The following is a 22,975-nucleotide window of genomic DNA, read 5'->3' as shown; positions in this document are numbered from 1 at the left end:
ATCGGCCGACTACGAACCTCGCGGAGGGGACAACTCAGCGAGAGACGAATCCCGCCCGGTCAGCATCGGGCGGGATTTGTTGTGTCCGAACCACTTCGGTCAGTCGATGTCGGATGTCTTCTCGTTCGGCGCGGGGATGTGCCGGAGCAGCCCCATGACCAGCCCGGCGGCGACGGCGGTGAGCCCGATGCCGACCACCGAGTTCACCTGCAGCGCTTGGGTGTAGGCCTCGCGGGCGACGGTGGACAACTCGGCGCCCAGCGTTTCGGGCAGTGTCGTCGCGACGTGCAGGGCGCCCGCGAGGGTGTCCTCGGCCACCTGCGCGACCTCCGGCGGGAGTCCGGCGGGCAGCTGCTCCGACATCTGCCCGCGGTAGACGGCGGTGCCGATGCTGCCGATCACCGCCACGCCCAGCGCCGCCGACAATTCCTGACCGGTTTCGGAGATGGCGGAGGCGGCACCGGCGCGCGCCGGGTCGACCGCGCCGACGATCAGGTCGAGGCCGAGGACGAACATCGGGCTCAGGCCGAGGGAGAACACCACCATGCCGGTGACGATCAGCGCCAGGTCGTCGGCGCCGGCGAGCTGAGTGAACAGCGCGTACCCGGCCATGGCGATGATCAGGCCGCCGGTCATCAGGTACGCGGGCCTGATCTTGGGCGCGAGCGCGCTCACCACCCCGGCAGCCACGACCATCGCCGCCGCCTGCGGCACGGTCCACAGACCGGCCTCGAACGCCGAAAGGCCCAGCACCAGTTGCAGATACTGCGCGAGCAGCAGGAACAGCCCACCCATCGCCAGCATGGCGACCATCAACGCGATCAGTGATCCGCTGAACCGGACATTGCCGAACAGGCGCAGGTCGATCAGCGGATCGGTCAGGCGTTGCTGACGCAGGACGAACACCGTGCCGAGTACCAGACCGCCGACCAGCACGCCGACGGCCTCGATCGACCAGCCGTCCTTGGCGAGCTCCTTGATGCCGTAGATGACGCCCATCACCGACAGCAGTGACAGGACCGCGCTGAGAATGTCGAGCTTGCCCGGATTCGGGTCCTTGTACTCGGGCAGCAGGAACGGGCCGGTCGCCAGCAGCAGCACCATCGCGGGCACCGCCACCAGGAATACCGAACCCCACCAGAAGTTCTCGAGCATCGCGCCACCGACGAGCGGTCCGATCACCATGCCGACCATGAAACTGGTCATCCACACGCTGATCGCGGCGGTGCGCTGGCGGTCGTCGTGGAACATGTTGCGGATCAGCGCCAGCGTGGACGGCATCAGCGTCGCGCCCGCGATGCCGAGCAGCGCGCGGGTGCCGATCAGCATGTTGGCGCTGGTCGAGTACGCGGCGATCACGGAGGCGGCGCCGAAGGCCAATGCGCCGGTCATCAGGAGTTTGCGCCGGCCGATGCGGTCGCCGAGGGTACCCATGGTGATGAGGAAGCCGGCGACCAGGAAGCCGTAGATGTCGAGAATCCACAGCAATTGGGAGCTGCTGGGTTCGAGTGCTTCGCTGATGCGCGGGATCGCCAGGTACAGCACGCTCAGGTCCATCGAGATGAGCAGCGTCGGCAGGGCGAGGACGGCCAGTCCGATCCACTCCTTGATCCCGGCCGTCGTGGCGGATTCCGGCGGGGACTGGTCGCGCTGAGTGGACGTCACCCTACGACCGTACCGACGCCTTCGCCTACGGTGCCAGCGAGTTTTCGCGTCGGTGCGCGTCGTAAGTCATTGGACATTCCGGGCCGAGGGCCACGATCATGGGCTCGGTGTCCACACGTAATGAACAGCTCAGGCTCGTCGATTCGCCGCGTCAGCCGCAGGATCAGGGCGAGCCGTTTCCGTGGTCGGCGACCATCGACTCCACCTATTCGACCCGCGACGCGATCGACGCGCTCGCCCTTGCCCCGTTCCTGCGCGGCGACCAGCCGTTCGCCCGCCAGGCCCACCTCGACCGGGTGCGCCCCGACGCGGCGCTGCGGCCCGCCGACTCGCGGATCGTGCGCTCGGTCGCCGACGACGACAGCAGCGCCTTGCTCGCCGCCGGTGACGGCTGGGCATTGCGGGCCGTGCGGTGGGCGAGCGGTTCGGCCACGATCGAAGTGACCGCGGTGAGCGACGAACTCGCCGTCGACGTGCTGGCGCAGGCCACCGACGGGGCATCACTGTCACGCGACAGTGCGGCCACGGTCGAGATGGGATTCTGGCACATGGACGTCCGGCGCCCCGCGCGCAGACGGCGCCAGATCGCGGCGCCCGCGTGGGCGGAGATCCGTGGCAACTACACCGGCTCGGTGTCCGCGAGCATGGAGCGATTGATGGGGCTCGGCGTCGCCGATATCAAGGGACGGCTGGTGCTGCTGCACGGTGAGCCCGGCACCGGCAAGACCACCGCGCTGCGTGCGCTCGCGCGGTCGTGGGCGCCGTGGTGTCAGGTCGACTGTGTCGTCGATCCGGAAGAACTGTTCAGCAATCCCGGCTATCTGATGGAAGTCGCGGCGGGTGCCGACGGCGACGACGAGGACGGCCGCTGGCGGCTGCTGGTGCTGGAGGACTGCGACGAACTGATCCGTGGTGAGGCGAAAGAAGCAGCGGGGCAGAAGCTTTCGCGTCTGCTCAATCTCACCGACGGCATGCTGGGCCAGGGCCGCAATGTGCTGATCGCGATCACCACCAACGAAGACCTCTCCCGGCTGCACCCCGCCGTGGTGCGGCCGGGCCGCTGCCTGGCCCAACTCGAGGTCGGCCGGCTCTCGGCGACGGAAGCCGACGAGTGGCTGGCCCGCCAGGACGGCGCTGCCGCCGAGTCGAGCTTTCCCGACGGCGCGACCCTGGCCGAACTGGTCGCCCACCGCGACGGCGGGATCCAGATCCGATCCACCATCGACCACTCGACCGACGTCGGCATGTACCTCTAGCGTTCCCGTGCGCAGACGGCCTTTCCGGATTCGGCCGGAGGGCCGTCGGGCGTGCGGGTCAAGGTGTGCCGACGGGGCGGATGTGCGCCCTGACCAGCTCGGTGAGGTGACGGCCGACGCGGTCGAGCGGCTCGGTGCTGTGCTTGGCCAGCGACATCACCACCGCGCCCTCGATCGTGGCGATGACGGTCGTCGCCAAGGAGCTGGCGGTGTCGGGGTCGATGTTCTCCGCGCGGAGCCGGGTCTCCAGTGTCCGCTCCCAGTCGTCGAACGCCTCGCCTGCCGCGTCGGCCGCCGCGGGTGACTCCGAGCGTCCGAGTGCCGCGGCCACGATCGGGCAGCCGGCGAGGAAGTCGCTGGACTCGACGACTTGTTTCCACGCGTCGGCGAACGACGCGATGGTTTCCTCCGGCTTGGTGGTCTTGCTGAAGGTCTCGATCAGCGTGGTCATCGCCCGGCCCGCGACTCGGGTGGCCTCGGTGATCAACTCGGACTTGCCGCCGGGGAAGTTCAGGTAGATAGTCCGGCGGGAGAGCCCGCTGTGGTCGAGCAGGTTCGCGACACCGGTCCCGGCTACGCCGTTGCGGCGCACCAGGTCGATCGTGCTCTGGACGAGTCCGTCGCGCGCTGCCATCGACATCCTTTCGATCGGTCCGATTGAAGTATACCGATCGGTGTACTACCGTCGAGTAAGTACACCGATCGGTGTACTCGACGTGATCCGCGGAGGAGCCGACGATGACAGCCCTGAGCGATCCGCTCGCCCTGCCGTGCGGCCAAGTGCTGCCCAACCGGCTGATGAAGGCCGCGCTCAGCGAGGGGCTCGGTACCGCCGCCGGTGCGCCGGACGAACGGCTCGAGCGGCTCTACAGCCGTTGGGGCACCGGCGGTTTCGGTCTGGTGGTCACCGGCAACGTGATGGTCGACCACGACCACCTCGGTGAGCCGGGCAATGTCGTGATCGCCGACGAACGCCACCTCGACGACCTGCGCCGCTGGGCACGAACCGCCAAGGACGGTGGCGCCCGGCTCTGGATGCAGATCAATCACCCTGGCAGGCAGGCGAATCCGCTCGCGACCCGGTCGCAGCCGGTAGCGCCCTCGGCGATCGGGCTCGGTCTGCCCGGCATCCCGGCGCCGCGCGCGCTCACCGACGCCGAGATCGTCGACATCGTGCGCCGATTCGCCGCCACCGCGCGGATCGCCGAGCGCGCGGGCTTCGACGGCGTGCAGATCCACGGCGCGCACGGCTACCTCGTCTCGCAGTTCCTCTCACCGCTGGCCAATCAGCGCGACGACCGCTGGGGTGGTGACCCGCAACGGCGGGCGCGATTCGTGCTGGAGGTGGTGCGCGCGATCAGGGCCGAGGTATCGACGTCGTTCGCCGTCGCGATCAAGCTCAACTCCGCGGACTTCCAGCGCGGCGGCTTCACCGAGGACGAGTCGCGCGAGGTGGTGCGCCGCCTCGCCGCCGAGCAGCTGGATCTGATCGAGATCAGCGGCGGCAGTTACGAATCGCCGGCGATGATGGGCCGGCCGGCGGCGCGTTCGGCGAGCACCGTCGCACGCGAGGCGTACTTCCTCGAGTACGCCGAGTCGGTCCGGGCGGCCGCCGGGTCGGTGCCACTGGCCGTTACCGGCGGATTCCGTTCCCGCGTCGCTATGGTCGACGCGGTCGAGTCGGGAGAGTGCGATGTGGTCGGCCTCGGCAGGCCGAGTGCGGTGGCGCCGAATGCCGCGGGTGACATCCTGCACGAGCGCACCGCGCGACTGCATTCCCCGCAGATCTCGCTGCGCCTGCCCGCGCGCGTATCCACACTGTCCAATGTCAAGAGCCTCGAAGGTGCCCTCGACCTGCAGTGGCACACTGATCAGCTGCATCTGCTCGGGGCGGGCGACGAGCCCGACCCCGACCGCACACCGTGGCTTACGGTAGCGGCCATGCTGAAGCATCACGGCGTCGACGCGTTCCGAAGCAGAAGGGGATCGACCATGAACAACAAGGACCCGAAGCGGCGCAAGTTCGAGGTCGAGCGGGCGGTGGGTCGCTACGTCGCCAACCCGGCGGTCCGCGCGCTGAGCCGGATCGGCATCCGCACCTCGTTCGCGACCGAGCTCGAGACGATCGGACGCAAATCCGGGCAGGCCAGGGTGGTGCCGGTCTCGGTGGCGTTCGACGACAGCGGCGCGTGGGTGATCAGCCAGCACGGGACCAGGTCGGGGTGGGCCGCCAATATCGGCGCGGAACCGACAGTGCGGGTCCGCCAGGGGAAGCGGTGGCGAACCGGGACCGCTGAGCTGCGCCCGGCCGACGATGTCGTCGCGCGGGCTCGCACCTTCGCACCCAATCCGGTGTTCGCCGGGCTGACCGCGGCCACCTTCCGCGCATTGCAGAGCACGCCGGTCTCGGTCCGGATCACCTTCACCGACTGACGACGTTCGCCGTGGCCGCGCAGGCCAGGGTGAGGACCAGCGGAACGGTCAGCGCCGCGGTGAGCGGGATCACGGCGGTGAGCCAGCCGATCATCGCGGGGCCCGCGAGCAGGCCGAGGTAGCCGATGGTGAAGACGCGCGACATGTCCGTGGCTGCTGTCGTGCCGCCGAGATTGCCCGCGGTGGAGAAGATCTGGGGGACGCCGCCCGCCAGGCCGAGGCCACACATCGCCCAGCCGAGCAGGGTGAGTGGCAACCACGGCGATCCGATGACCACCGCGAATCCCGCTGCGGCGAGCAGACTTCCGTAGCGAACGATAGCGACCGGGCCGATCGCACCGGTCACCCTGTCCGCGAGGAATCGTCCGAGGGTCATCGTCGCGGAGAAGGCGCCGAAGGCAAGGGCGGCATCGGCTTCGGAAGTATCGAGGCGCTCGCGAACCTGGAGCGCGCTCCAGTCGGCCGCCACGCCCTCCGCGAGTAGCAGCACGAACGCGACGGCCCCGAGCGAGAGCACTTTTCGGGCCCGCTGGTGTCGTTCGCCGTGCTGGTCGGTGCGATTCTCGGCGCGGGGCCGAACAGAAGCGGCGGGACCGGAGGTTCCGGGCAGTGAACCTGTCGAGCTGCCCGCGTCGGTGCAGTGTCGCAGGTCCGCCGGTTCGCTTGCGTCGGCTGTCGGCCGCTCTCGCGCGCTGTTCGCGGATCGCGCACCCTCGTTGTCGTAATCTTCGAGGTGCGAGGGTGATTCGGGCTGTTGACGGCCGAGCAGGTGCGGCACCAGGGCAGCGGTGACGACCAATCCCGCGATCCCGGCGCACGTCAACGTCAGCTGCGGCGGCCACTGCGCGTACTGCGCGGCCGCGCCCGCCAGCGACCCGACGAACCCGCCCGCCGAGAACATCGCATGGAAGGCGGACATGATCGGCCGGTGATACGCCCGTTCGACGTACACCGCCTGGGTGTTCATCGATACGTCGAGGGCGCCCATGCCGAACCCGAAGCACGCCACAGCGATCGCCAAGGTGATCGGGCTGGTCGCCAGTCCCGGGCCGAGCACGGTCACCGAGATCGCCGACGCGGCCGAGGCGACCAGTGTGCGGCTGCCGAACCGGTCGGCAGCCGGGCCCGCGAGCCGCATGCCGACGAGCGCGGCGCCGGCCATCAGTAGCACGAGCACGCTGAGCATCGAGGCCGACACCCCGGCTCGGTCGGTGATCGCCGGAATGTGGACCACCCACATCGCGAGCAGCACCCCGTTCAGCGTGAAGGCCGCGAACACGGCGGCGCGGGCCGTCCGAAACTTGCGGTCGATCGTCGCTGAACCCACCACTTCGACGGTACCGCCTCGGCGCGGGGGTACCCGGCAATTCAAGATCACCAGGCCCTACGAGTTCGCCGTTCGGGCGCTGTCTCGGTGCGGGCCTGGTGATCAACTGTCCGACTACTGCCGAGGCGTCCAGGCGCCGGTGGCGGCGGTTTCCTTGGCGTAGTCGGTGAAATCGCGCGCCTCGCGGCCGAGGGCTCGGCGGACACCGTCGGCGGTGGCGGTGTTGCGGCCGTCGAGGATGGTGCCGAACAGGTAGTCGAGCAGGCTGATCACGTCATCGGGGACCTGGTATTCGCTCAGGGCCGCAACGAATTCCGGCCGGGAGACGGGAACGAAGGCGATCTCGCGACCGGTGGCCGCGGCGATCTCGCCGACCGCGTCGGCGAAGGTCAGGGCGCGGGGGCCGGTGAGTTCGTAGAGCTGACCCGCGTGGCGCGCGTCGGTGAGCGCGGCCGCCGCCACCTCGGCGATGTCGTCGACGTGCACGAACGGTTCCGGCACATCGCCGTTGGGCAGCGCCACCGCACCGGCGAGCACGTCGTCGACGAAGGCGCCTTCGCTGAAGTTGTGCGCGAAGAAGGCGCAGCGCACGATGGTCCAGCTCAGACCCGAATTCTGCACGATCTCTTCGCATTCCAGCGCTTCGGGTTCGCCGCGACCGGACAGCAGCACCACCGAGCGCGCGCCCGCGGCTCGGGCGGCGGCGGTGAACGCACGGATGATGTCCGGGGCCCCGGGTACGGCGAGGTCGGGCTGGAAGGCGAGGTAGACGGAGTCGACGCCGGCGAGCGCGGGCGCCCAGGTCTGCCGGTCGGTCCAATCGAAGGGGATCGCCGCGGTGCGTGAGCCGTGGCGGACCGGTCGGCCCGCGGCTTCGAGGAGGGCCGCCACCCGGCTGCCGGTCTTGCCGGTAGCGCCGGTGATGAGGGAAAGCTGCTGGTGAGAAGCGGTGTTTGTCATAAGACAAGTACACCGTCGCGCGGCCCGCGGCGACATCGTCGTGCCGCTCACGAACATGCGTTGTCGTCTACGGGTTGTCGTCTACTGTGGAGTGGTGGATGCGTTAGCCGGTCTGCTCGAAGGTCCACGCGCCCGCGGTGCGTTCCTCATGTGTTCGCTGCTGAACCCACCGTGGTCGCTGCGCGTGCAGGACGAAGCCCCGCTCACGGTGCTCGCGATGATCCGCGGAAAGGCTTGGGTCAGCACCGATTCCATGCCGCCGCGGCAACTCGGCGCGGGCGACGTCGCGGTTTTCCGTGGGCCGCAGCCGTATACGGTGGCCGACGATCCGGCGACCGAACCCCAGGTCGTCATCCAGCCGGGGCAGGTCACCACGACGCCCGAGGGCGAGATCCTGTGCGAGACACTGAGTCTGGGCGTGCGCCAGTGGGGCACCGATATCGACGGCGAGACGCTGATGGTCACCGGAACCTACGAATCCGCGGGCGCGGTGAGCAGACGGTTGCTGCGTGCGCTGCCGCAGGTCGCGGTGCTGCCGCGCGGCGAGCTCGATACCCGCCTGCTCGATCTGCTCGTCGACGAAGCGACCAAGGACCTGCCCGCGCAGACCGCCGTTCTCGACCGCCTGCTCGACCTGCTGCTCATCGCCGCCCTGCGTGCCTGGTTCGCCCGCGACGACGCCCCCGCCTGGTACCACGCCTACAGTGATCCGCTGGTCGGCAAGGCCCTGCGCCTGCTCCAGCACAATCCGGCCCATCCGTGGACGGTGGTCGCCCTGGCCGAAGCGGTCGGCATGTCCCGGGCCGCGCTGGCCCGCCGGTTCAGCGAGCTGGTCGGGGAACCGCCGATGAGCTTTCTGACCGAATGGCGGCTCTCGCTCGCCGCCGATCTGCTCGCCGAATCCGACGCGACGGTGGAATCCATCGCTCACCAGGTCGGATACGGCAGCGCCTTCGCCCTCAGCACCGCCTTCAAACGGCACTTCGGGGTGAGCCCGCGCGACCACCGGCAGGGGAGCGCGGCATGATGGCCCGATGAGCTATCCCGTCCTGTGGCCGATGCCGACCCGGTGGGCCGACAACGACCAGTACGGCCACGTGAACAACGTGACCTACTACTCCTACTTCGACACCGCCGTGAACGCCTGGCTGATGCGCGCCACCGGTACCGACATCACCGAGCTGCCCGCGCTCGGCGTCGTCGCGCAGACGTCGTGCCGATTCCATGGCTCGGTCAGCTTTCCCGACCAGCTCCAGGTGGGCCTGCGGATCGCCCGCCTCGGCACCTCGAGCATCACCTACGACCTGGCGATCTTCCGCGCGGGCGACGGCGGGCTCGAGCTCGCCGCCACCGGCGAATTCGTCCACGTCTATGTCGACGCCGACACCCGCAAACCGGTGGCGATCCCCGAGGTGGTGCGGACAGCAGCCGCGGAGCTCGTCACCGAGTAGCGTTTACGAGGCTATGACGCCGACCTCGGGGCAATGTCGACTCTGAAGCCCGTCGTGGCACAGCTTTCAGGATGCAATGACGCCGACCTCGGGCCACTCGCTGCCGCGGCGGGCGCGCAGGATGATCTGGCCCGCGGGCGAGTCGGGTGGTCCGGGGAGGGCGGCGAAGGTCTTCTTGTCGATGACCAGGGACGAGTCGAGTTGTTCTCGGCTCGGCCCCCATAGGTACTCGACCTCGGTGAGCTCGTCGCGAATCTTCTTGAAATACATCAGGTGCGCCATCGCCGGATCTCCGCGTAGACCTTCACCGATCAGCGGATCGTGACCGGCGGCTTGGAGACTATCGTGGCAGGAATCGAGCGATCTCGCCGCTACCTCGCCGAATTTTTTCGGGCGCACCGTCCGCTGTTCACGCGCGCAGCATGGTCTGGAACCGGCGCATACCGGAAATCCACCGGTCGTAGTCCGAACCCTTGTTGCGGTACATCTGCAGTACCTCGGGGTGCGGCAGGATCAGGAAGTGTTCGGCGGCCATCGCCTCGACGACAGTTTCGGCGACTTCTTCGGGGGAGAGCACCGCGCCCGCGGTCTTCACGGCCTTGATCGCCAGCGCGCCCGCCTCCGGGTCGTCGGGGATGAGCGCACCGGTGAGCAGCTGGGTGTCCACACCCATCGGACACAGGCAGCTCACGCGAATGCCCTTGTCGCCGTAGGTCACCGAAAGCCATTCGGCGAAGCCCACCGCAGCGTGTTTGGTCACCGAATAAGGGGCGGAACCGATTTGGGTGAGCAGCCCCGCGGCGGAGGCGGTGGAGACGAAGTAGCCACTGCCACGCTCGAGCCAACCGGGAACGAGCAGTTTCGCGGCCCGCACGTGGGCCATCACATTAACCTCGATGGTGCTCGCCCACTGGGCCTCCGTGCTGTCCAGGCCGGGACCGCCGCCGATGCCCGCGTTCGCGAAATACAGGTCCACCGGACCGAATTCGCGTTCGGCGGTGGCGATCGACTCCGCCACGACCTGCTCGTCGGCCACATCGCCGCCGACCGCGATCGCGTTGTCACCGAGGTCGGCCGCTACCTTCGCCGCGCTGTCCACATCGAGATCGGCGACGACGACCTTCGCGTCACCGGCGACGAGACGATAGGCGAGTGCGGCACCGATACCCGCACCCGCGCCGGTGACGATCGCGACCTTGCCTGCTATCTCCATCCCCGCACAGTAACTTTTGGAGCGCTGGCGCGCTCGAGTTCGCGCCCATGGCGGTCCCGTGCGGGGCTGGGAGTGCGGTCATGGCGGTGGCGCGGTGTGGTTTATGACTCGATCAGGTGGCGACGGCGGGGCTCGTGGTCGTTGGTTCGTCTTCGGTGGCGGGTTCTTCCGTATCGGCCGGTGTGACGATCGCGGCGCGGGCCATCGCGCCGAGCGGGGTGTGGTTGAAGACCAGGTTCAGCAAGAACGCGGTGGCCGCGCCGAGGGTGACGCCGCTGTCGAGAAGGATCTGCGCCGAGGTGGGGAACTTGTCGAACATGTCCTTGGTGAACACCGGCAGCAGGCCGATGCCGATGGCGGTGGCCGCGACGGTCGCGTTGACCCGGTCCGTCAGATCGGCTTCGAGCAGTGTGGTGACGCCGACGATGGCGACCGTCGCGAACAGCACCAGCCCGACGCCGCCGACCACCGGCTTCGGAATCACCGCCACCACCTCGCCGATGCGGGGCACCAGCCCGAGCACCACCAGGATCGCGCCGCTCACCGCGGTGACATACCGGCTGAAGACCCTGGTCGTGGCGACCGCGCCGACGTTCTGATTGAAGATCGTGTCGACGAACGCGGTGAAGATGCCGCCGAGCACACCCGACAGGCCGTCGCCCACCAGGCCGCGCGCGAGATCGCCCCTGCTCAGTGGTTTTCCAGTGATCTCGCTGATCGCCAGCATGCTCGCGGTCGACTCGGCGAACACCACGGCCATCACGATGCTCATCGCCACCACGGCGGTCACCGGGAACTGTGGCGACCCGAAGTGGAACGGCTGCGGGATCCCTATCCAGTCGGCGGTACCGATCCCGACGGTGGTGATCAGTCCCATCGGCAGCGCGATCACGATGCCCGCGACCAGCGCGATCAGCACACCGAGTTGCGACCACACGCCGCGTCCGAGGCAGACGAAGCCCACCGCGATCAGCACCACCACCGCCGCCAGCCCGATATTGGAGGGCGAGGCGAAGCCGGCCGACTTCGGGTCGGTCCCGATGATCAGGCCCCCGGCGACCCCGATCAGCGATACCCCGACCACGGTCAGGACGGTTCCGGTGACCAATGGCGGGAAGAACCGCACCACCCGCGCGAACGGCCACGCCAGCGCCACCCCGACCACACCGCCGACCAGCATCGACCCGTACACGGCGTCGAGGCCGTACTCCTTGGCGATCAGGATCATCGGGTTGAGCCCGACGAACGTTGCGCCGCAGACGATCGGCAACCGCGCACCGGCCAGCTTGCCGACACCGAGGCTCTGCACCAGCGTGATGATGCCCGCGACCAGCAGGTCCGCACTGATCAACAGCGCGATCGTCGCCCGGTCCAGCCCCGCGGCCGCGCCGAAGACCAGCGGCACGGTGATACAGCCGGTGTACATGATCAGGACGTGCTGGATGCCGAACGCCAGTTGCCGAGCGAACGGCAACCGGGTGTCGACGGGATGCGCCTCACTCATGTAACAGGTTGTAGTCCCCGTTTTTTACCGTGAGTGAGCGCCGTGTTTCGTCGGCGTTGCGGGTCGGATATATCACCCGGTGGGTTCAATACTGCTGGTAGCCGCCCTGTGGGTAGTTCGGTTGCTGCTGTGCTGCCCGGATCCAGCGCCCGGTCGACCCGGCCGCGGCCAGGCACAGGATCAGCGTCGCGAACCCGGCTTGGATCAGGCCGATGGCCACACCCGCGACCGAGCTCACCCCGGATCCGAGAGTGAACACGAGGGAGACGAGGCCGCCGAGCGCGGTGAGCGACGCCAGGATGATGATGATCACTCGGCCGGCCGATTTGCGGAGGAACAGCAGCGTCGCGCCGATGAACCACAGCCCGGCGACGACGGCTCCGACCACGAAGTAGGTCATCACCATGGACGAGACGGGCACGGACTTGTACCCGAAGCTGCCGTCCGGCAACTGGACCAGCGGGCCGGCGCTGTTGTCCCCCACCATCGCGTAGCCGATCGCCAACCCTGCCGCGCCTATCAAGGAAAGCAGCAGGGCGAGCACAGCTGCGGTGATCGCCGTGCCCCCGGTAGCGGGTGGTTGGGGATAGCCGTATCCGGGTGCACCAGGGCCGGGCGTTCCGTATCCGGGAGCGCCGTACCCGGGCCCGGGAACGCCGTATCCGGGAGCTCCGGGGCCCGGTGCGCCATATCCGGGAAGGGCTTGGCCATACGGGTTGTAGCCCTGCTGGCCGACCGGCGGATAGCCCTGACCTTGCTGCTGCCCATACGGATACCCCATGACGCCCCCTTTTTCCTCGGATACACCTGCCGAAATTCGTTCGCACGGTGCGCGGTCCGGTCGGACGCGCACCGGCCCGAACTATACGGCCGGGTCCCGACGCGTGCTCAGATGCGGCTGAGCAGCGTCAACGGGTCCTCCAGGAAACCCGCTGTGGTGGCGAGGAAGCGGGCGCCGAGTTCGCCGTCGACCATGCGGTGGTCGAAGCTGAGGCCGAGGGTGGTGACCCAGCGCACGGCCAGTTCGTCACGGAAAACCCAGGGGCGCTTGCGGATCGAGCCGAGGCACAGGATCGCGGCCTCGCCCGGATTCACCAGCGGGACTCCGCTGTCGACACCGAAGACGCCCACGTTGGTGAGGGTGAAGGTGCCGCCGCGCAGGTCGTTCGGGGTGGCGTTGCCGGAGCGGGCGGTGTCGGCCGCCCAGCTGATCTCGCGGCACAGCTCGCGCAGGCTCAGTGACTGAGCCTCCTTGAGATTGGGCACCATCAGGCCGCGATCCGAGGCGACCGCGATCCCCAGGTTCACATAGTGCTTGGTGACGATCTCCTGGTTCTGCTCGTCCCACGCGGTATTGATCCCCGGATACTCCGCGATCGCCGCCAGCGTGGCCTTGGCGACCAGCGCCAGTGGCGTGAGCGTGAGACCTTCGAAGGACTTGGTGGTGCGCAGGTGATCGAGCAGTTCCATCGAGGCGGTGCAGTCGACGGTGACGAAGGTGCTGGCCTGGGGAATCGTGCGCGAACTGGCCTGCATCGCGGCGGCGGTGCGCTTCCGGATGCCCGTGACGGGAGTGCGTTCTTCCCGGGCGGTCGGCTCGATCAGGCCGTCCCCGTCGGTGATGTGGCCGTTGGACGGAGCGCGCACGACATCGCCGAGGCGGGCGGGGGTGCGCGGCTGGGTCACCGGCACGGCCGAGCGCACATCGTCGACGGTGACCGCGCCCTCCGGCCCCGACCCCGCGACGAACCACAGGTCGATGCCGAGTTCCTTGGCCAGTTTGCGGGCCGCCGGAGTCGCGGCGGCGCGATGGGTGCTCGGCGTGCTCGAGGCCATGGACGGCGTGGCTTTCCTTCTCCGCGAGGTCGATTCGGCCTCGGGCCCATAACCCACCAGCACGTTCGTGCGGGGCTCCGCGGTCGGTGGGGCCGACACCTCGAGATCGTTGCGCACCCGGATCAGCGGCGCGCCGACCGGGACGGTGTCACCGGGCTGAGCGAGCAGTTCGACCACGACCCCGGAGAACGGCGACGGCAGCGCCACCACCGCCTTCGCGGTCTCCACCTCGGCGATGGTCTGGTTCAGTTCCACCGTGTCGCCGACCGCGACGGCCCAGGACACCAGGTCGCCGTCGGCCAGGCCTTCACCCAGGTCGGGAAGGCGGAACTCGAGAACATGACCGTCGTCATCGGCGGCTGGTTCCGGCACGAGGGCACCTTTCATCACGCGGCTAGACAGCGGTCGACCGCCGCCAGAATGCGGTCGGGGTCGGGCAGGTGGTGCTTTTCGAGCTTAGCCGGGGGGTAGGGGATGTCGTAGCCACCGACGCGCAGCACCGGCGCCTCGAGGTGATAGAAGCAGCGTTCGGTGACGCGGGCCGCGATCTCGGCGCCGAGCCCGGCGAACACGGGCGCCTCGTGCACGATGACCAGCCTGCCGGTCTTGTCCACCGATTCCGCGATCGTGTCGACGTCGATCGGCGAGAGACTGCGCAGGTCGATCACCTCGAGCGAATGTCCTTCCTCGGCGGCGATCTTCGCCGCGGTGAGCGCGGTGGCGACGGTACCGCCGTAGGCGACGACGGTGGCGTCGGCACCGCGGGTGCAGACCCTGGCCCTGTGCAGGGGCAGATCCGGTTCGCCTTCGAAATCTACGTCGGCCTTGTCCCAATAGCGACGTTTCGGTTCGAAGAAGATCACCGGGTCGTCCAGTGAGATCGCCTGGCGAATCATCGAATACGCGTCGGCGGGCGTACTCGGTGATACAACGCGAAGGCCCGCGGTATGCGCGAAATACACCTCGGGTGATTCCGAATGGTGCTCGACCGCGCCGATGCCACCGCCGAACGGAATGCGGATCGTCAACGGTGCCTTCACTTTTCCGCCGGTACGGTTGTGGATCTTGGCCACCTGCGACACGATCTGGTCGAAGGCCGGATAGACGAAACCGTCGAACTGGATCTCCACCACGGGGCGGTATCCGCGCAACGCCATCCCGAAAGCCGTTCCGACGATGCCGGATTCGGCCAGTGGTGTGTCGATGACGCGATTGTCGCCGAAATCCTTCTGCAAGGTGTCGGTTACGCGGAACACACCACCGAGCCGGCCGATGTCCTCGCCGAGCAGGACGACTTTGGCGTCGTCTTCCATCGCGCTGCGCAGGCCGACGTTGAGGGCGCCGGCGAAGGTGGTGATCATGACTGCGCTCCTTCGGCGAGGTAGGCCGAGAGCTGTTGGCGCTCTTCGGTCATCAGTGGATGCTCGGTCGCGTAGACGTTGTCGAACATCCGCACGGGATCGGGGTCGGGCATTTCGATTGTCGCGGTGCGCAGCCGGCGGGCGACCTCGTCGGCCTCGTCGGTGACCTGCCGGGTGAATTCGGGGGAGAGGTCGCCATCGCGGTCGAGGAGTAGACGCACGCGCTCGATGGGGTCGCGCTGGGCCCAGTACTCGGTGTCGGCGGCGGTGCGGTAGCGGGTCGGGTCGTCGGCGGTGGTGTGCGGGCCCATCCGGTAGGTCATCGCCTCGATGAAGGTGGGGCCGCCGCCGGTGCGCGCGCGTTCGACGGCCTGGCGGGTGACCGCGAGGACGGCGAGCACATCGTTGCCGTCGACCTGCACGCCCGGAATCCCGTAACCATCGGCTCGGCGGACCAGCGGGGTATGGCTCTGCACGGCCACCGGTTCGCTGATCGCCCACTGGTTGTTCTGGCAGAAGAACACGACCGGCGCGCTCCACGCCGCGGCGAATCCGAGTGCCTCGGCGAGGTCGCCCTGGCTCGTCGCACCGTCGCCGAAGTAGGCGATGGTGGCGATATCGGCGCCGTCGAGATGGGCGGCGAAGGCGTAACCGGTCGCGTGCAGCCCCTGGGATCCGACGACGATATTGGCATTGGTCATCTTGACCTCGCCGGGGTCCCAGCAGTGGTGTGAGACGCCGCGCCAGAGGGCGGTGAGCTGCTCGGGCGCGACGCTACGGCAGTAGGCGACGGCGGTTTCGCGGTAGGAGCAGAACACGTAGTCGTCGGGGTGCAGCGCGTGCGCCGAGCCGACCTGCGCGGCTTCCTGGCCGAGCAGCGGCGGCCACAATCCGAGCTGGCCCTGGCGTTGCAACGCGGTCGCCTCGATGTCGATCCGGCGGGTGATCACCATGTCCCGATACAGCTGCCGCAACCGCTCGGCATCGATGTCGGCGACGAGCGCGCCGTGCTCCCTGTCGAACACCCGGCGGCCGTCGGGCTGAACCAGCTGGACCGGGTAGGTCTGCTTCTGCGACATCGTGATCGCCTCCTCGCCACCGCGCCTTGTGGGCCGATGCAGGTACGCCACTCCGCTGAGTGCGATGTGTATCACTCAGCATCCACCATAACGCGGTGTGCGCAAGCGGTACGCGCGCACCTGAGCAGAATGCATGGTCTGCAGGGGTGGTGCGCTGTCATACTGCGTTGTATGACCAGTCGCGAACCGGACGTGACACTCGACGCCACCGACGCGCGTTTGCTGCGTGAGCTGAACGCCAATCCCCGTGCCACCGGGGTGGAGCTCGCGGCGCGCCTCGGCCTGTCGCGCAACACGGTGCAGGCGCGTCTGGCGCGCTGGGACAGCGGTGGGGTGCTCGGCAGCTTCGAACGCCGGGTGGAACCGCGCGCCCTCGGCTACCCACTGGCAGCGTTCGTCGCGGTCGTGGTCGACCAGCACCGACTCGACAGCGTGGTGGACGAGCTGGCCGACGTCCCCGAGGTCACCGAGGTCTGCGGGATGACCGGCGCCACCGATCTCACCGTCCGCATCGTCGCCCGCGACGCCGACGACCTCTACCGCATCGCGGGCCGAATCCTGAAGATCCCCGGCGTGGAGCGCACCAATATGGCCCTGGTCATGCGTGAGCTGGTGGGACCGCGGACCGGCCCGTTGCTCGACCGGCTGGCCGGACCGAACTGAACTCGGCCCCGCCGCCGGACCCTCAGGTGCCGGTGGGCAGGAAGCGGCGCACGACGAGTCCGGCTACCAGCGCCCAGAAGGCGCCGCCGATGCCGAAGAGGGTGGTGCCGGAGGCGGCGACGAGGAAGGTGACCAGGGCTGCCATGCGATGGGCGGGGTCGCTGAGCGCGCCGGTCAGGGCGGCGGCGAGGGTGGCGAGGAGGGCAAGGCCCGCGACGGTTTCGATGGTGCCCGCCGGCGCGGCGGCGATGAGAGTGACCAGGGCGGCGGAGGCGAGGCCGAGGACGAGGTAGCCGGCGCCCGCTGTCGCCGCGGCGATCCACCGGCGTTTGGGGTCGGGGCTCGCCGACGGTGCGGCGGCGAGGGCGGCGCTGATCGCGGCGAGGTTGATCGCGTGGCCGCCCGCTGCCGCACCGAGGATGGTGCCGATACCGGTGACGAGCATGGCCGGACGCCACGGGACCTGGAAGTCGAACGAGCGCATCACCGCGACGCCCGGAATGTTCTGCGAGGCCATGGTGACGATGTAGAGCGGGATGGCGATGCCGACGACGGCCTGCCAATGCCACTGGGGGACAGTCCATTCCACAGTCGGAACCATGGCGGACAATTCCAGGTGCCGGTTGTTCACCACGATGTCGATGCCCGTACCGACGGCCGCCGTGGCGAAGGCGACGAGCACGGCCCACTTGGGTGCGAACCGTTGCAGGACCAGCCACACCACGATGACCGGGACCACCACGGCGGGCGAGGTGCGCAGCGCCTGCACCGGGGCCAGGCACAGCGGAACGAGGACACCGGCCAGCATCGCCTGCGCGATCGGCACGGGGATCGCGGCCACCAGCGAGCCGAGCCGCTGCCACAACCCGGTGATCACGATCAGTACGCCGGTCACCGCGAAGGCCGCGACCGCGCCCGGCCAGCCGCCCGCGACCAGTCCGGTGCTCGCGAGCAGGGCGGCACCCGGCGTGGACCAAGCCAGCGTGATCGGGATCCGGTACCGCACACTCAGCAGCAGAATGCCGATGCCCTGAGTGAAGCACAGGATCAGCAGGCCCGACGCGGCCTGCGCCGGACTCGCCCCCACCGCGCGCAAACCACTCAGCACCACCGCGAACGAACTCGTGAAGCCGACCAGTGCCGTGATGGCGCCCGCACCGAGCGGCTGTGCGATGCCCGCCGGTTTGTCGGCGATATCGGGCGAAGTGGTGGAGACCTGCGACATTGTGCCGATACTGCCCGACGCGGTGGGGGTCGTCGCCTGCCAGTCTCGCGAAAGTGGCCTGATTCGTGCGTGCCGATGGTGGGTCCAGTTTCGCGACCGGCCTGTGAACGATGCGACCGGGTTCGCGGGCCCGGCGTCGTGCGTTGCCGCGCCGGAGTCACCGGCACGGTCGGCGTTGCCGGGTGAAGTCGTGCGTCGACAGGTGCCGCGGAGCCGGTTCGATGCGTAGGGTGTCGAGGACGGTTTCGCAGGCGGGGGCTTGGAGGAGGAGTGGGAGTGGGCGCGGTATTGATTACCTCGGCTGAGCTTCGGGAAGAGCTGGCGGACAAGCCGATTCACCTGCTCGATGTGCGGTGGGCGCTGGGCGATCCCGATGGCCCGCAGCACTACCTCGACGGGCATGTTCCGGGCGCGGTGTTCGTCGATCTGGAGACCGAATTGGCCGCCGCGCCGGCGCCCCCACGCGGCAGGCATCCGCTGCCAGATCCCGGCACCCTCGAGAAATGCGCGCGCAGTTGGGGATTGAGCTCGGGCGACCCGGTGGTGGTCTACGACGCGACCGGCGGCATGGCGGCCGCGAGGGCGTGGTGGCTGCTGCGCTGGGCCGGTGTGGACAACGTGCGCATCCTCGACGGCGGGCTGCCCGCGTGGATCGCGGCCGGTGGGGAAGTCGCGACCGGCGCCGAACCGGATCCGGTGGGTGGTGATTTGGTGGTGCGGCCCGGCGGTTTGCCGATGGTCGATGCCGACGCCGTCGCGAAATGGCCGGGTGTGCTGCTCGACGCGCGCGCGGGCGAGCGGTATCGCGGCGAGGTCGAACCGGTCGATCCGCGTCCCGGACACATCCCCGGCGCGGTGAGCGCACCGACCGCTGAAAACCTGGATGGCACAGGGCATTTCCGGAATGCCGAAGAACTGCGCGCACGCTTCGCGGGATTCGGCGACGGCCCGGTCGCGGTGTACTGCGGCTCCGGCGTCACCGCTGCCCACCAGATCGCGGCGCTGGCGATCGCGGGCATCGACGCCGCCCTCTACCCGGGCTCGTACTCGCAGTGGTCGAACGATCCGAAACGGGCGGTGGCGACCGGAGAGTAGGCGCTGCTGGGAGTGCCTGGCGACCGCGGGGTTCGGTGGTGTGACAGCACTGGCTCGGACCGGCTGCGGACCCACCCGAGCTCACGGGCAGCCGCGGGCGATGTCGTGGAGGGTGGCGTTGTCCGCGGCGGTGACGGGTAGGTCGTAGTCGACCGCCACGGTGAGGTACTCGGCGGCGTAGAAGCAGTGGTTGGGGCGCGCGGGCGGCAGCCATGCGGCCGGGGTGTCGTAGTGTGTGGTGTTGGATCATGATGTGGCCGAGTTGGATTCGCTGGTTGCCAGGATTGGTTGCCGGTTCGCCCGGCCCGAGCCTCGGTGACCCGGCTGCGGTTGTCCCGGGTCACCATGTGCGCAGCGTTTGTCTCGGAGGGATCGAATGGTCGACTTTACTGTTGATGTGTCGAAGCTGTCCGGCTTCACACTGGATCTCCAGGACATCGGCGCCAATTTCACCGAGAACGCGGGCCGTTTACTACCAGGTTTAGCGCTACCAGCCGGAACAGCCGGACAGCTGGCACAGCTGACGGTGTCGATCCAGAAGCTGCAAACCACACTGTCCGGCGACCATCAGAAGGACACGAGCGCCCTCGGCACACTGGGTTCCGGACTGGGGACCGCGGCCACCGCGTACAAGAATTCCGATGAGCAGCACGCTGTCTCGATCAACCAGGCCGCGGCGAGCTTCACCGACGGGCAGGGTGTCGCGGCGACAAGCCAGGCCGGGGACATCCGCCGATTCACCGGCCTGCAGCAGCCCAGTCTGCAGAACGTGGAGGAAGCCCAGTACACGGTCCGCCAGGTCGTCACCGGCTGCGTCGAGCTGCTCACCTCCTACGACGAGCCGCTCGGCCGGACCATCGGCATCAAGCCCGTCGCCGATTACCTGGCACCGGTGGAAGCGGACTGGGAGGCGCTGCAGGGAGTGGGTAAGCGGATCGGCCTGCTCGGCATCAACGACTTCGCCCACTCGCAGAACCTGTCCGCGGGCACCGGGTGGATACAGGCCGACTGGACCGGTGCAGCCGCGACCGCGTTCGGAGCTACCGCGACCACCCTCGGACAGTCGAACGACCACGATCCAGCGGATCTCCGGCGCTTTGGGCTACGAGTCCGGTCGGGCCACCCCGGTCTACAACGCGAGCGAATTCGAACTCCCGGAGAAGGTGATTGTCGACCTGGGTGCCATTCGGTACGGATACGGAGACAACGTGTGGTTCGAACACGCCGTCTCCGTCTGACCCGGCTACTCCGGTCAGGTCAGTCGGGTGCGAATCCGTTGATCTCGAAGGAAATCACGACAGCGGCGACCACGGCAGCGCCGAGGACGAACGTCACCGTAGACGCCAGCGCGAAAACCCGGATGCGCCGCCACCAGGACAATCCCAATCCGGCGGGAATCGCGACGAGCGCCGGAATCATCCACGTTATCCAATACCACGGCGAGATTGGTTCCGTGTCGCCTCGGTATTTCTTGGGAGTCGCAGTGGGCTCGGGCACGTCGAAGACGTTCTGCAGTAGCACGACCAAGGGGAAATAGGCGATCACCGCCAGTAAGCCGCCGATGATGACTCCGAAGATCGCCGGGACCAATACATCATCGGTCCTGCTGTTCCTATCAGTCATATCCCCACCTATTTCGAACCCGACCAGGAGTGCACCGCGCCGGAACCGTATACCAGGAACGACTTGGCGAGGCCGAGTTCCTCGCTCTGCGCCATGGTGTTCACGGCGGACTGGGCCATGTTGCCGTAGTCGTCGTCGGTATGGAAATTGTAGACATCACAGATGTGGGACTGCTGCTTCAATTCGATCTGATGTGATCCGGCCGCACCTGGATGGGCGACCACAACGGTGGTCGAGGCGGATCGCCGATTCCTCCAGCACGTAGTCGTCGCCGGTCACGCGATAGTAATGATCGAACAATTTTTTGGCGACGGGGCGATCTCTCGAGCTGAAGTAGATCCCCACGGCTGCCGCCTGGGTGGCATTGGCTTGAATCAATTCACCGGTGAAATCGCGAATTGTCTTGAATTTGCTCGAGTCGACTACCGGAAAATTTGGATGAATAGAAGTGTCGTAACTCTTGATCGGCGGCGCCTGTCCGTTCTCGCCACCTTGAACTTCCTCGTACATCACATTCTCCAACTCGCAGGTCTACGATATTCCTGCGCGGTCCGATGCTGGTCGGGCCACTCGGACTCTACTTCGCCGCGGGTTCGATGGTCAATTTCGGTGGCACCGAATCTGTTGCGGTGCAATGCGTCCAGGTTATCGGCGGTCAGCCCCATCGCAATCCGCGCGGGGCGAGCCAGTACTGCAACTGCACTCGGTGGTCAGTCGAGCGGGTGCCCTGCCGCCGGTCGTGCGATAGCCGGGCGTGATCTCGCGGCGTCGTCGCCAGTGCGACCGGTACCAGCCGTGGTCGGCGGTATCGAGCCGGGTCAACACGAGCGCGACAAGCAGACGCCCGAATCACACGGATGCCGTTGCAGTACTAGTTCGTGACGCCGTTGCATGTCGCCGGGTTCCACAGCCCCAGGTGGTGGACCTGCGCATACCGCGCTGCGGCGCGGAACTCGCGCTGATACTGGTAGGGGTGTGAGTGTGAATATGTGTATTCGTGTCCAAACCCCTGAGCGATCTGGTTGAGGTTGAACAGCGCCCCATCCACCCAGACATACGCCAGGAGCCGACCGTATTTGTCGGTGCTGTCCTGCGACGGATCGGGCCTCACGACTACTTGTTTGCCGACCAGCACCCGCTTGGCACGGTCAGCCGCCTCGGTACCGAAACACTGCACCGACTTGCGCGGATCCTGGGTCTCAGGTGTGTCCAGACCCAACATCCGGACCTTCACCTGTTTGCTGTCCTTCAGGATCGACACCGTGTCACCGTCGATCACCTGCAACACCGGAAACGGCCCCGCTGCATCAGCCGGAACAGGAATTGGACTCGGCACCTCACTGGGCGGTGACGCCGACTCGACTCCAGGCACCTGACCACATGCCACAGCCAATGGAACCATCACCACGGCGCCGACAGCTGCGACGCCGTGACTCACGTCCCTCAGGCCATGCCGAACTGAGCGCTGCCGCACTACCAGGAAATCACGCAACATCGCCCTCAACAGTCCAGATAATGCGGGTGTCGCAGCCGTCGTGACTGCCCGGCGCGCGTCGGACTGCCGGGTGCGGGTGTGACCGGCCCATCCGGTCCGATCACCGCGCACCCGGCAACCGCGAGCACTGTGACGAGCAACCACGCCGGCTTCCCCATACCCGCATGTTGTAGCCGGTGGTACCGACAACAACCGCGCTTCGAGCGGCGCTGGGCGAGGGGAAGGCCGCGTCAGTCGACGATGCGGCCTACAACCAGGCTCGGGCCAGCAGGTCGTCCGCGGCCTGCGCGGCCGGGTTGGGCGGGAATCGGGTGGCTGCTATCGAGGAGACGTGGGCGCCGTCATGGCCGACCAGCCACGAACCGCCACGGTCTTCGCATTCGGCGATCTTGGCGAAGACGGTGAGCAGGAAGGTGATGGATTCACTGGGGTCGATGGTGTGCGCCAGGCGCTGGGATTCGCCTGGCCGCGACAGATCGAGCCAGACGCCTGCCTGACCGTCCAGCCGCATGCCGAGGATCTTCGTGGTGTCGATGAAGGTGAATTTGCGCCGTTCCCAAGGGGTGTTGGGTGTGTAGCTCTGCTCGAGAACCTGGAGCAGAATCGTCATCGCTGCCCTCCGCACGAATTACAAGGGGTCATCGGTCGAACCGGATCCGTCCGGTCCGCCTGGGTCCATATGGAGTTGTCGCCGGTGGGTGTTCCGGCCCGTGACCTGGGGTTATTTCAGTATGTTCTCGTTGCGGCGAGAAATCCAGGGGTATGGCGGCCGTGATCGGTGTCGGTGCC

Annotated in this window: 24 protein-coding genes; 6 read left to right on the top strand and 18 right to left on the bottom strand. The window is 67.9% G+C overall.

Annotated elements, in window-relative coordinates:
* Positions 1-99 precede the first annotated feature (99 nt).
* Entirely contained in the window at positions 100-1,665 is a 1,566-nt protein-coding gene (locus tag ACWGCN_RS22495; protein WP_452458394.1) for an MFS transporter, read from the bottom strand.
* Between the two features lie 98 nt (positions 1,666-1,763).
* Here ACWGCN_RS22495 and ACWGCN_RS22490 point away from each other — a divergent pair, with 98 nt between their 5' ends.
* Positions 1,764-2,921 carry a DUF5925 domain-containing protein gene (locus ACWGCN_RS22490; RefSeq protein WP_452458393.1) on the top strand — a complete coding sequence of 386 codons (1,158 nt, stop codon included), beginning with the start codon at positions 1,764-1,766 and terminating at the stop codon, positions 2,919-2,921.
* Between the two features lie 58 nt (positions 2,922-2,979).
* Here ACWGCN_RS22490 and ACWGCN_RS22485 read toward each other — a convergent pair whose 3' ends face one another.
* Positions 2,980-3,555 (bottom strand): TetR/AcrR family transcriptional regulator, encoded by a 576-nt coding sequence (locus tag ACWGCN_RS22485; RefSeq protein ID WP_452458392.1) that lies wholly within the window; start codon positions 3,553-3,555, stop codon positions 2,980-2,982.
* A gap of 104 nt (positions 3,556-3,659) precedes the next feature.
* Here ACWGCN_RS22485 and ACWGCN_RS22480 point away from each other — a divergent pair, with 104 nt between their 5' ends.
* Positions 3,660-5,354 (top strand): nitroreductase family deazaflavin-dependent oxidoreductase, encoded by a 1,695-nt coding sequence (locus ACWGCN_RS22480; protein WP_387448004.1) that lies wholly within the window; start codon positions 3,660-3,662, stop codon positions 5,352-5,354.
* Here the strand turns inward: ACWGCN_RS22480 and ACWGCN_RS22475 are convergent.
* Positions 5,344-6,681 carry an MFS transporter gene (locus tag ACWGCN_RS22475; protein ID WP_452458391.1) on the bottom strand — a complete coding sequence of 446 codons (1,338 nt, stop codon included), beginning with the start codon at positions 6,679-6,681 and terminating at the stop codon, positions 5,344-5,346. The genes ACWGCN_RS22480 and ACWGCN_RS22475 overlap by 11 nt on opposite strands.
* A 114-nt stretch (positions 6,682-6,795) precedes the next feature.
* Positions 6,796-7,641 carry an NAD(P)H-binding protein gene (locus ACWGCN_RS22470; protein WP_378995484.1) on the bottom strand — a complete coding sequence of 282 codons (846 nt, stop codon included), beginning with the start codon at positions 7,639-7,641 and terminating at the stop codon, positions 6,796-6,798.
* 94 nt (positions 7,642-7,735) lie between these two features.
* On the opposite strand from ACWGCN_RS22470, the gene ACWGCN_RS22465 reads away from it, so the two are divergent.
* Positions 7,736-8,668, top strand: coding sequence for an AraC family transcriptional regulator (locus ACWGCN_RS22465; protein WP_378995486.1), 933 nt, complete (start codon positions 7,736-7,738; stop codon positions 8,666-8,668).
* Positions 8,669-8,675: 7 nt separating this feature from the next.
* Positions 8,676-9,092, top strand: coding sequence for an acyl-CoA thioesterase (locus ACWGCN_RS22460; protein ID WP_378995488.1), 417 nt, complete (start codon positions 8,676-8,678; stop codon positions 9,090-9,092).
* A 66-nt stretch (positions 9,093-9,158) separates the two neighbouring features.
* Here ACWGCN_RS22460 and ACWGCN_RS22455 read toward each other — a convergent pair whose 3' ends face one another.
* From ACWGCN_RS22455 to pdhA, 7 genes are all read right to left on the bottom strand, one after another.
* On the bottom strand, positions 9,159-9,374 hold the full coding sequence (locus ACWGCN_RS22455) for a hypothetical protein (protein ID WP_378995490.1): 216 nt from the start codon (positions 9,372-9,374) through the stop codon (positions 9,159-9,161).
* 127 nt (positions 9,375-9,501) lie between these two features.
* Entirely contained in the window at positions 9,502-10,305 is an 804-nt protein-coding gene (locus tag ACWGCN_RS22450; RefSeq protein WP_452458390.1) for an SDR family oxidoreductase, read from the bottom strand.
* Between the two features lie 112 nt (positions 10,306-10,417).
* On the bottom strand, positions 10,418-11,809 hold the full coding sequence (locus ACWGCN_RS22445; protein ID WP_452458389.1) for a nucleobase:cation symporter-2 family protein: 1,392 nt from the start codon (positions 11,807-11,809) through the stop codon (positions 10,418-10,420).
* A gap of 85 nt (positions 11,810-11,894) precedes the next feature.
* Entirely contained in the window at positions 11,895-12,590 is a 696-nt protein-coding gene (locus ACWGCN_RS22440; protein ID WP_452458388.1) for a hypothetical protein, read from the bottom strand.
* A gap of 107 nt (positions 12,591-12,697) precedes the next feature.
* Positions 12,698-14,032, bottom strand: a complete 1,335-nt coding sequence (locus tag ACWGCN_RS22435) for a dihydrolipoamide acetyltransferase family protein (protein ID WP_452453994.1) — start codon at positions 14,030-14,032, stop codon at positions 12,698-12,700.
* Positions 14,032-15,006, bottom strand: a complete 975-nt coding sequence (locus tag ACWGCN_RS22430; RefSeq protein ID WP_378996244.1) for an alpha-ketoacid dehydrogenase subunit beta — start codon at positions 15,004-15,006, stop codon at positions 14,032-14,034. Before ACWGCN_RS22430 ends, ACWGCN_RS22435 begins: the two co-directional genes overlap by 1 nt.
* Positions 15,003-16,085, bottom strand: a complete 1,083-nt coding sequence (gene pdhA / locus ACWGCN_RS22425) for a pyruvate dehydrogenase (acetyl-transferring) E1 component subunit alpha (protein WP_452458387.1) — start codon at positions 16,083-16,085, stop codon at positions 15,003-15,005. The genes ACWGCN_RS22430 and pdhA overlap by 4 nt, the downstream gene beginning before the upstream one ends.
* A gap of 171 nt (positions 16,086-16,256) precedes the next feature.
* On the opposite strand from pdhA, the gene ACWGCN_RS22420 reads away from it, so the two are divergent.
* On the top strand, positions 16,257-16,748 hold the full coding sequence (locus ACWGCN_RS22420; RefSeq protein WP_379312069.1) for an Lrp/AsnC family transcriptional regulator: 492 nt from the start codon (positions 16,257-16,259) through the stop codon (positions 16,746-16,748).
* A gap of 22 nt (positions 16,749-16,770) precedes the next feature.
* Here the strand turns inward: ACWGCN_RS22420 and ACWGCN_RS22415 are convergent, their stop codons facing one another.
* Positions 16,771-17,973: a benzoate/H(+) symporter BenE family transporter gene (locus ACWGCN_RS22415; RefSeq protein WP_452458386.1), complete on the bottom strand. Its 1,203-nt coding sequence runs from the start codon at positions 17,971-17,973 to the stop codon at positions 16,771-16,773.
* Between the two features lie 288 nt (positions 17,974-18,261).
* On the opposite strand from ACWGCN_RS22415, the gene ACWGCN_RS22410 reads away from it, so the two are divergent.
* The gene (locus ACWGCN_RS22410; RefSeq protein ID WP_452458398.1) at positions 18,262-19,068 is read left to right on the top strand and encodes a sulfurtransferase; all 807 of its coding nucleotides are present in this window, start codon (positions 18,262-18,264) and stop codon (positions 19,066-19,068) included.
* A gap of 487 nt (positions 19,069-19,555) precedes the next feature.
* Here ACWGCN_RS22410 and ACWGCN_RS22405 read toward each other — a convergent pair whose 3' ends face one another.
* From ACWGCN_RS22405 to ACWGCN_RS22380, 6 genes are all read right to left on the bottom strand, one after another.
* Positions 19,556-20,035: a hypothetical protein gene (locus tag ACWGCN_RS22405; protein ID WP_452458385.1), complete on the bottom strand. Its 480-nt coding sequence runs from the start codon at positions 20,033-20,035 to the stop codon at positions 19,556-19,558.
* A gap of 290 nt (positions 20,036-20,325) precedes the next feature.
* Positions 20,326-20,691 carry a hypothetical protein gene (locus ACWGCN_RS22400; protein ID WP_379312073.1) on the bottom strand — a complete coding sequence of 122 codons (366 nt, stop codon included), beginning with the start codon at positions 20,689-20,691 and terminating at the stop codon, positions 20,326-20,328.
* An 8-nt stretch (positions 20,692-20,699) separates the two neighbouring features.
* Positions 20,700-20,873, bottom strand: a complete 174-nt coding sequence (locus tag ACWGCN_RS22395; RefSeq protein WP_452458383.1) for a hypothetical protein — start codon at positions 20,871-20,873, stop codon at positions 20,700-20,702.
* The gene (locus ACWGCN_RS22390; protein WP_378996228.1) at positions 20,848-21,201 is read right to left on the bottom strand and encodes a hypothetical protein; all 354 of its coding nucleotides are present in this window, start codon (positions 21,199-21,201) and stop codon (positions 20,848-20,850) included. The genes ACWGCN_RS22395 and ACWGCN_RS22390 overlap by 26 nt, the downstream gene beginning before the upstream one ends.
* Before the next feature lie 361 nt (positions 21,202-21,562).
* Positions 21,563-22,186, bottom strand: a complete 624-nt coding sequence (locus ACWGCN_RS22385) for a thermonuclease family protein (protein ID WP_452458382.1) — start codon at positions 22,184-22,186, stop codon at positions 21,563-21,565.
* A gap of 247 nt (positions 22,187-22,433) precedes the next feature.
* Positions 22,434-22,796, bottom strand: a complete 363-nt coding sequence (locus ACWGCN_RS22380; RefSeq protein WP_378996222.1) for a hypothetical protein — start codon at positions 22,794-22,796, stop codon at positions 22,434-22,436.
* Positions 22,797-22,975: the final 179 nt, after the last annotated feature.

Source organism: Nocardia sp. NPDC055050 (genome assembly GCF_053608345.1).
Note: the sequence above shows the minus strand (reverse complement) of the source record. Positions and strands in the feature narration are given on the sequence as shown.

Coding starts and splice junctions, on each gene's coding strand:
- ACWGCN_RS22390 (WP_378996228.1), bottom strand. CDS start 21,201: ATGTACGAGGAAGTTCAAGGTGGCGAGAACGGACAGGCGCCGCCGATC.
- ACWGCN_RS22385 (WP_452458382.1), bottom strand. CDS start 22,186: ATGTTGCGTGATTTCCTGGTAGTGCGGCAGCGCTCAGTTCGGCATGGC.
- ACWGCN_RS22420 (WP_379312069.1), top strand. CDS start 16,257: ATGACCAGTCGCGAACCGGACGTGACACTCGACGCCACCGACGCGCGT.
- ACWGCN_RS22380 (WP_378996222.1), bottom strand. CDS start 22,796: ATGACGATTCTGCTCCAGGTTCTCGAGCAGAGCTACACACCCAACACC.
- ACWGCN_RS22470 (WP_378995484.1), bottom strand. CDS start 7,641: ATGACAAACACCGCTTCTCACCAGCAGCTTTCCCTCATCACCGGCGCT.
- ACWGCN_RS22490 (WP_452458393.1), top strand. CDS start 1,764: ATGGGCTCGGTGTCCACACGTAATGAACAGCTCAGGCTCGTCGATTCG.
- ACWGCN_RS22445 (WP_452458389.1), bottom strand. CDS start 11,809: ATGAGTGAGGCGCATCCCGTCGACACCCGGTTGCCGTTCGCTCGGCAA.
- ACWGCN_RS22460 (WP_378995488.1), top strand. CDS start 8,676: ATGAGCTATCCCGTCCTGTGGCCGATGCCGACCCGGTGGGCCGACAAC.
- ACWGCN_RS22440 (WP_452458388.1), bottom strand. CDS start 12,590: ATGGGGTATCCGTATGGGCAGCAGCAAGGTCAGGGCTATCCGCCGGTC.
- ACWGCN_RS22485 (WP_452458392.1), bottom strand. CDS start 3,555: ATGGCAGCGCGCGACGGACTCGTCCAGAGCACGATCGACCTGGTGCGC.
- ACWGCN_RS22450 (WP_452458390.1), bottom strand. CDS start 10,305: ATGGAGATAGCAGGCAAGGTCGCGATCGTCACCGGCGCGGGTGCGGGT.
- ACWGCN_RS22480 (WP_387448004.1), top strand. CDS start 3,660: ATGACAGCCCTGAGCGATCCGCTCGCCCTGCCGTGCGGCCAAGTGCTG.
- pdhA (WP_452458387.1), bottom strand. CDS start 16,085: ATGTCGCAGAAGCAGACCTACCCGGTCCAGCTGGTTCAGCCCGACGGC.
- ACWGCN_RS22415 (WP_452458386.1), bottom strand. CDS start 17,973: ATGTCGCAGGTCTCCACCACTTCGCCCGATATCGCCGACAAACCGGCG.
- ACWGCN_RS22435 (WP_452453994.1), bottom strand. CDS start 14,032: ATGAAAGGTGCCCTCGTGCCGGAACCAGCCGCCGATGACGACGGTCAT.
- ACWGCN_RS22430 (WP_378996244.1), bottom strand. CDS start 15,006: ATGATCACCACCTTCGCCGGCGCCCTCAACGTCGGCCTGCGCAGCGCG.
- ACWGCN_RS22455 (WP_378995490.1), bottom strand. CDS start 9,374: ATGGCGCACCTGATGTATTTCAAGAAGATTCGCGACGAGCTCACCGAG.
- ACWGCN_RS22400 (WP_379312073.1), bottom strand. CDS start 20,691: ATGACTGATAGGAACAGCAGGACCGATGATGTATTGGTCCCGGCGATC.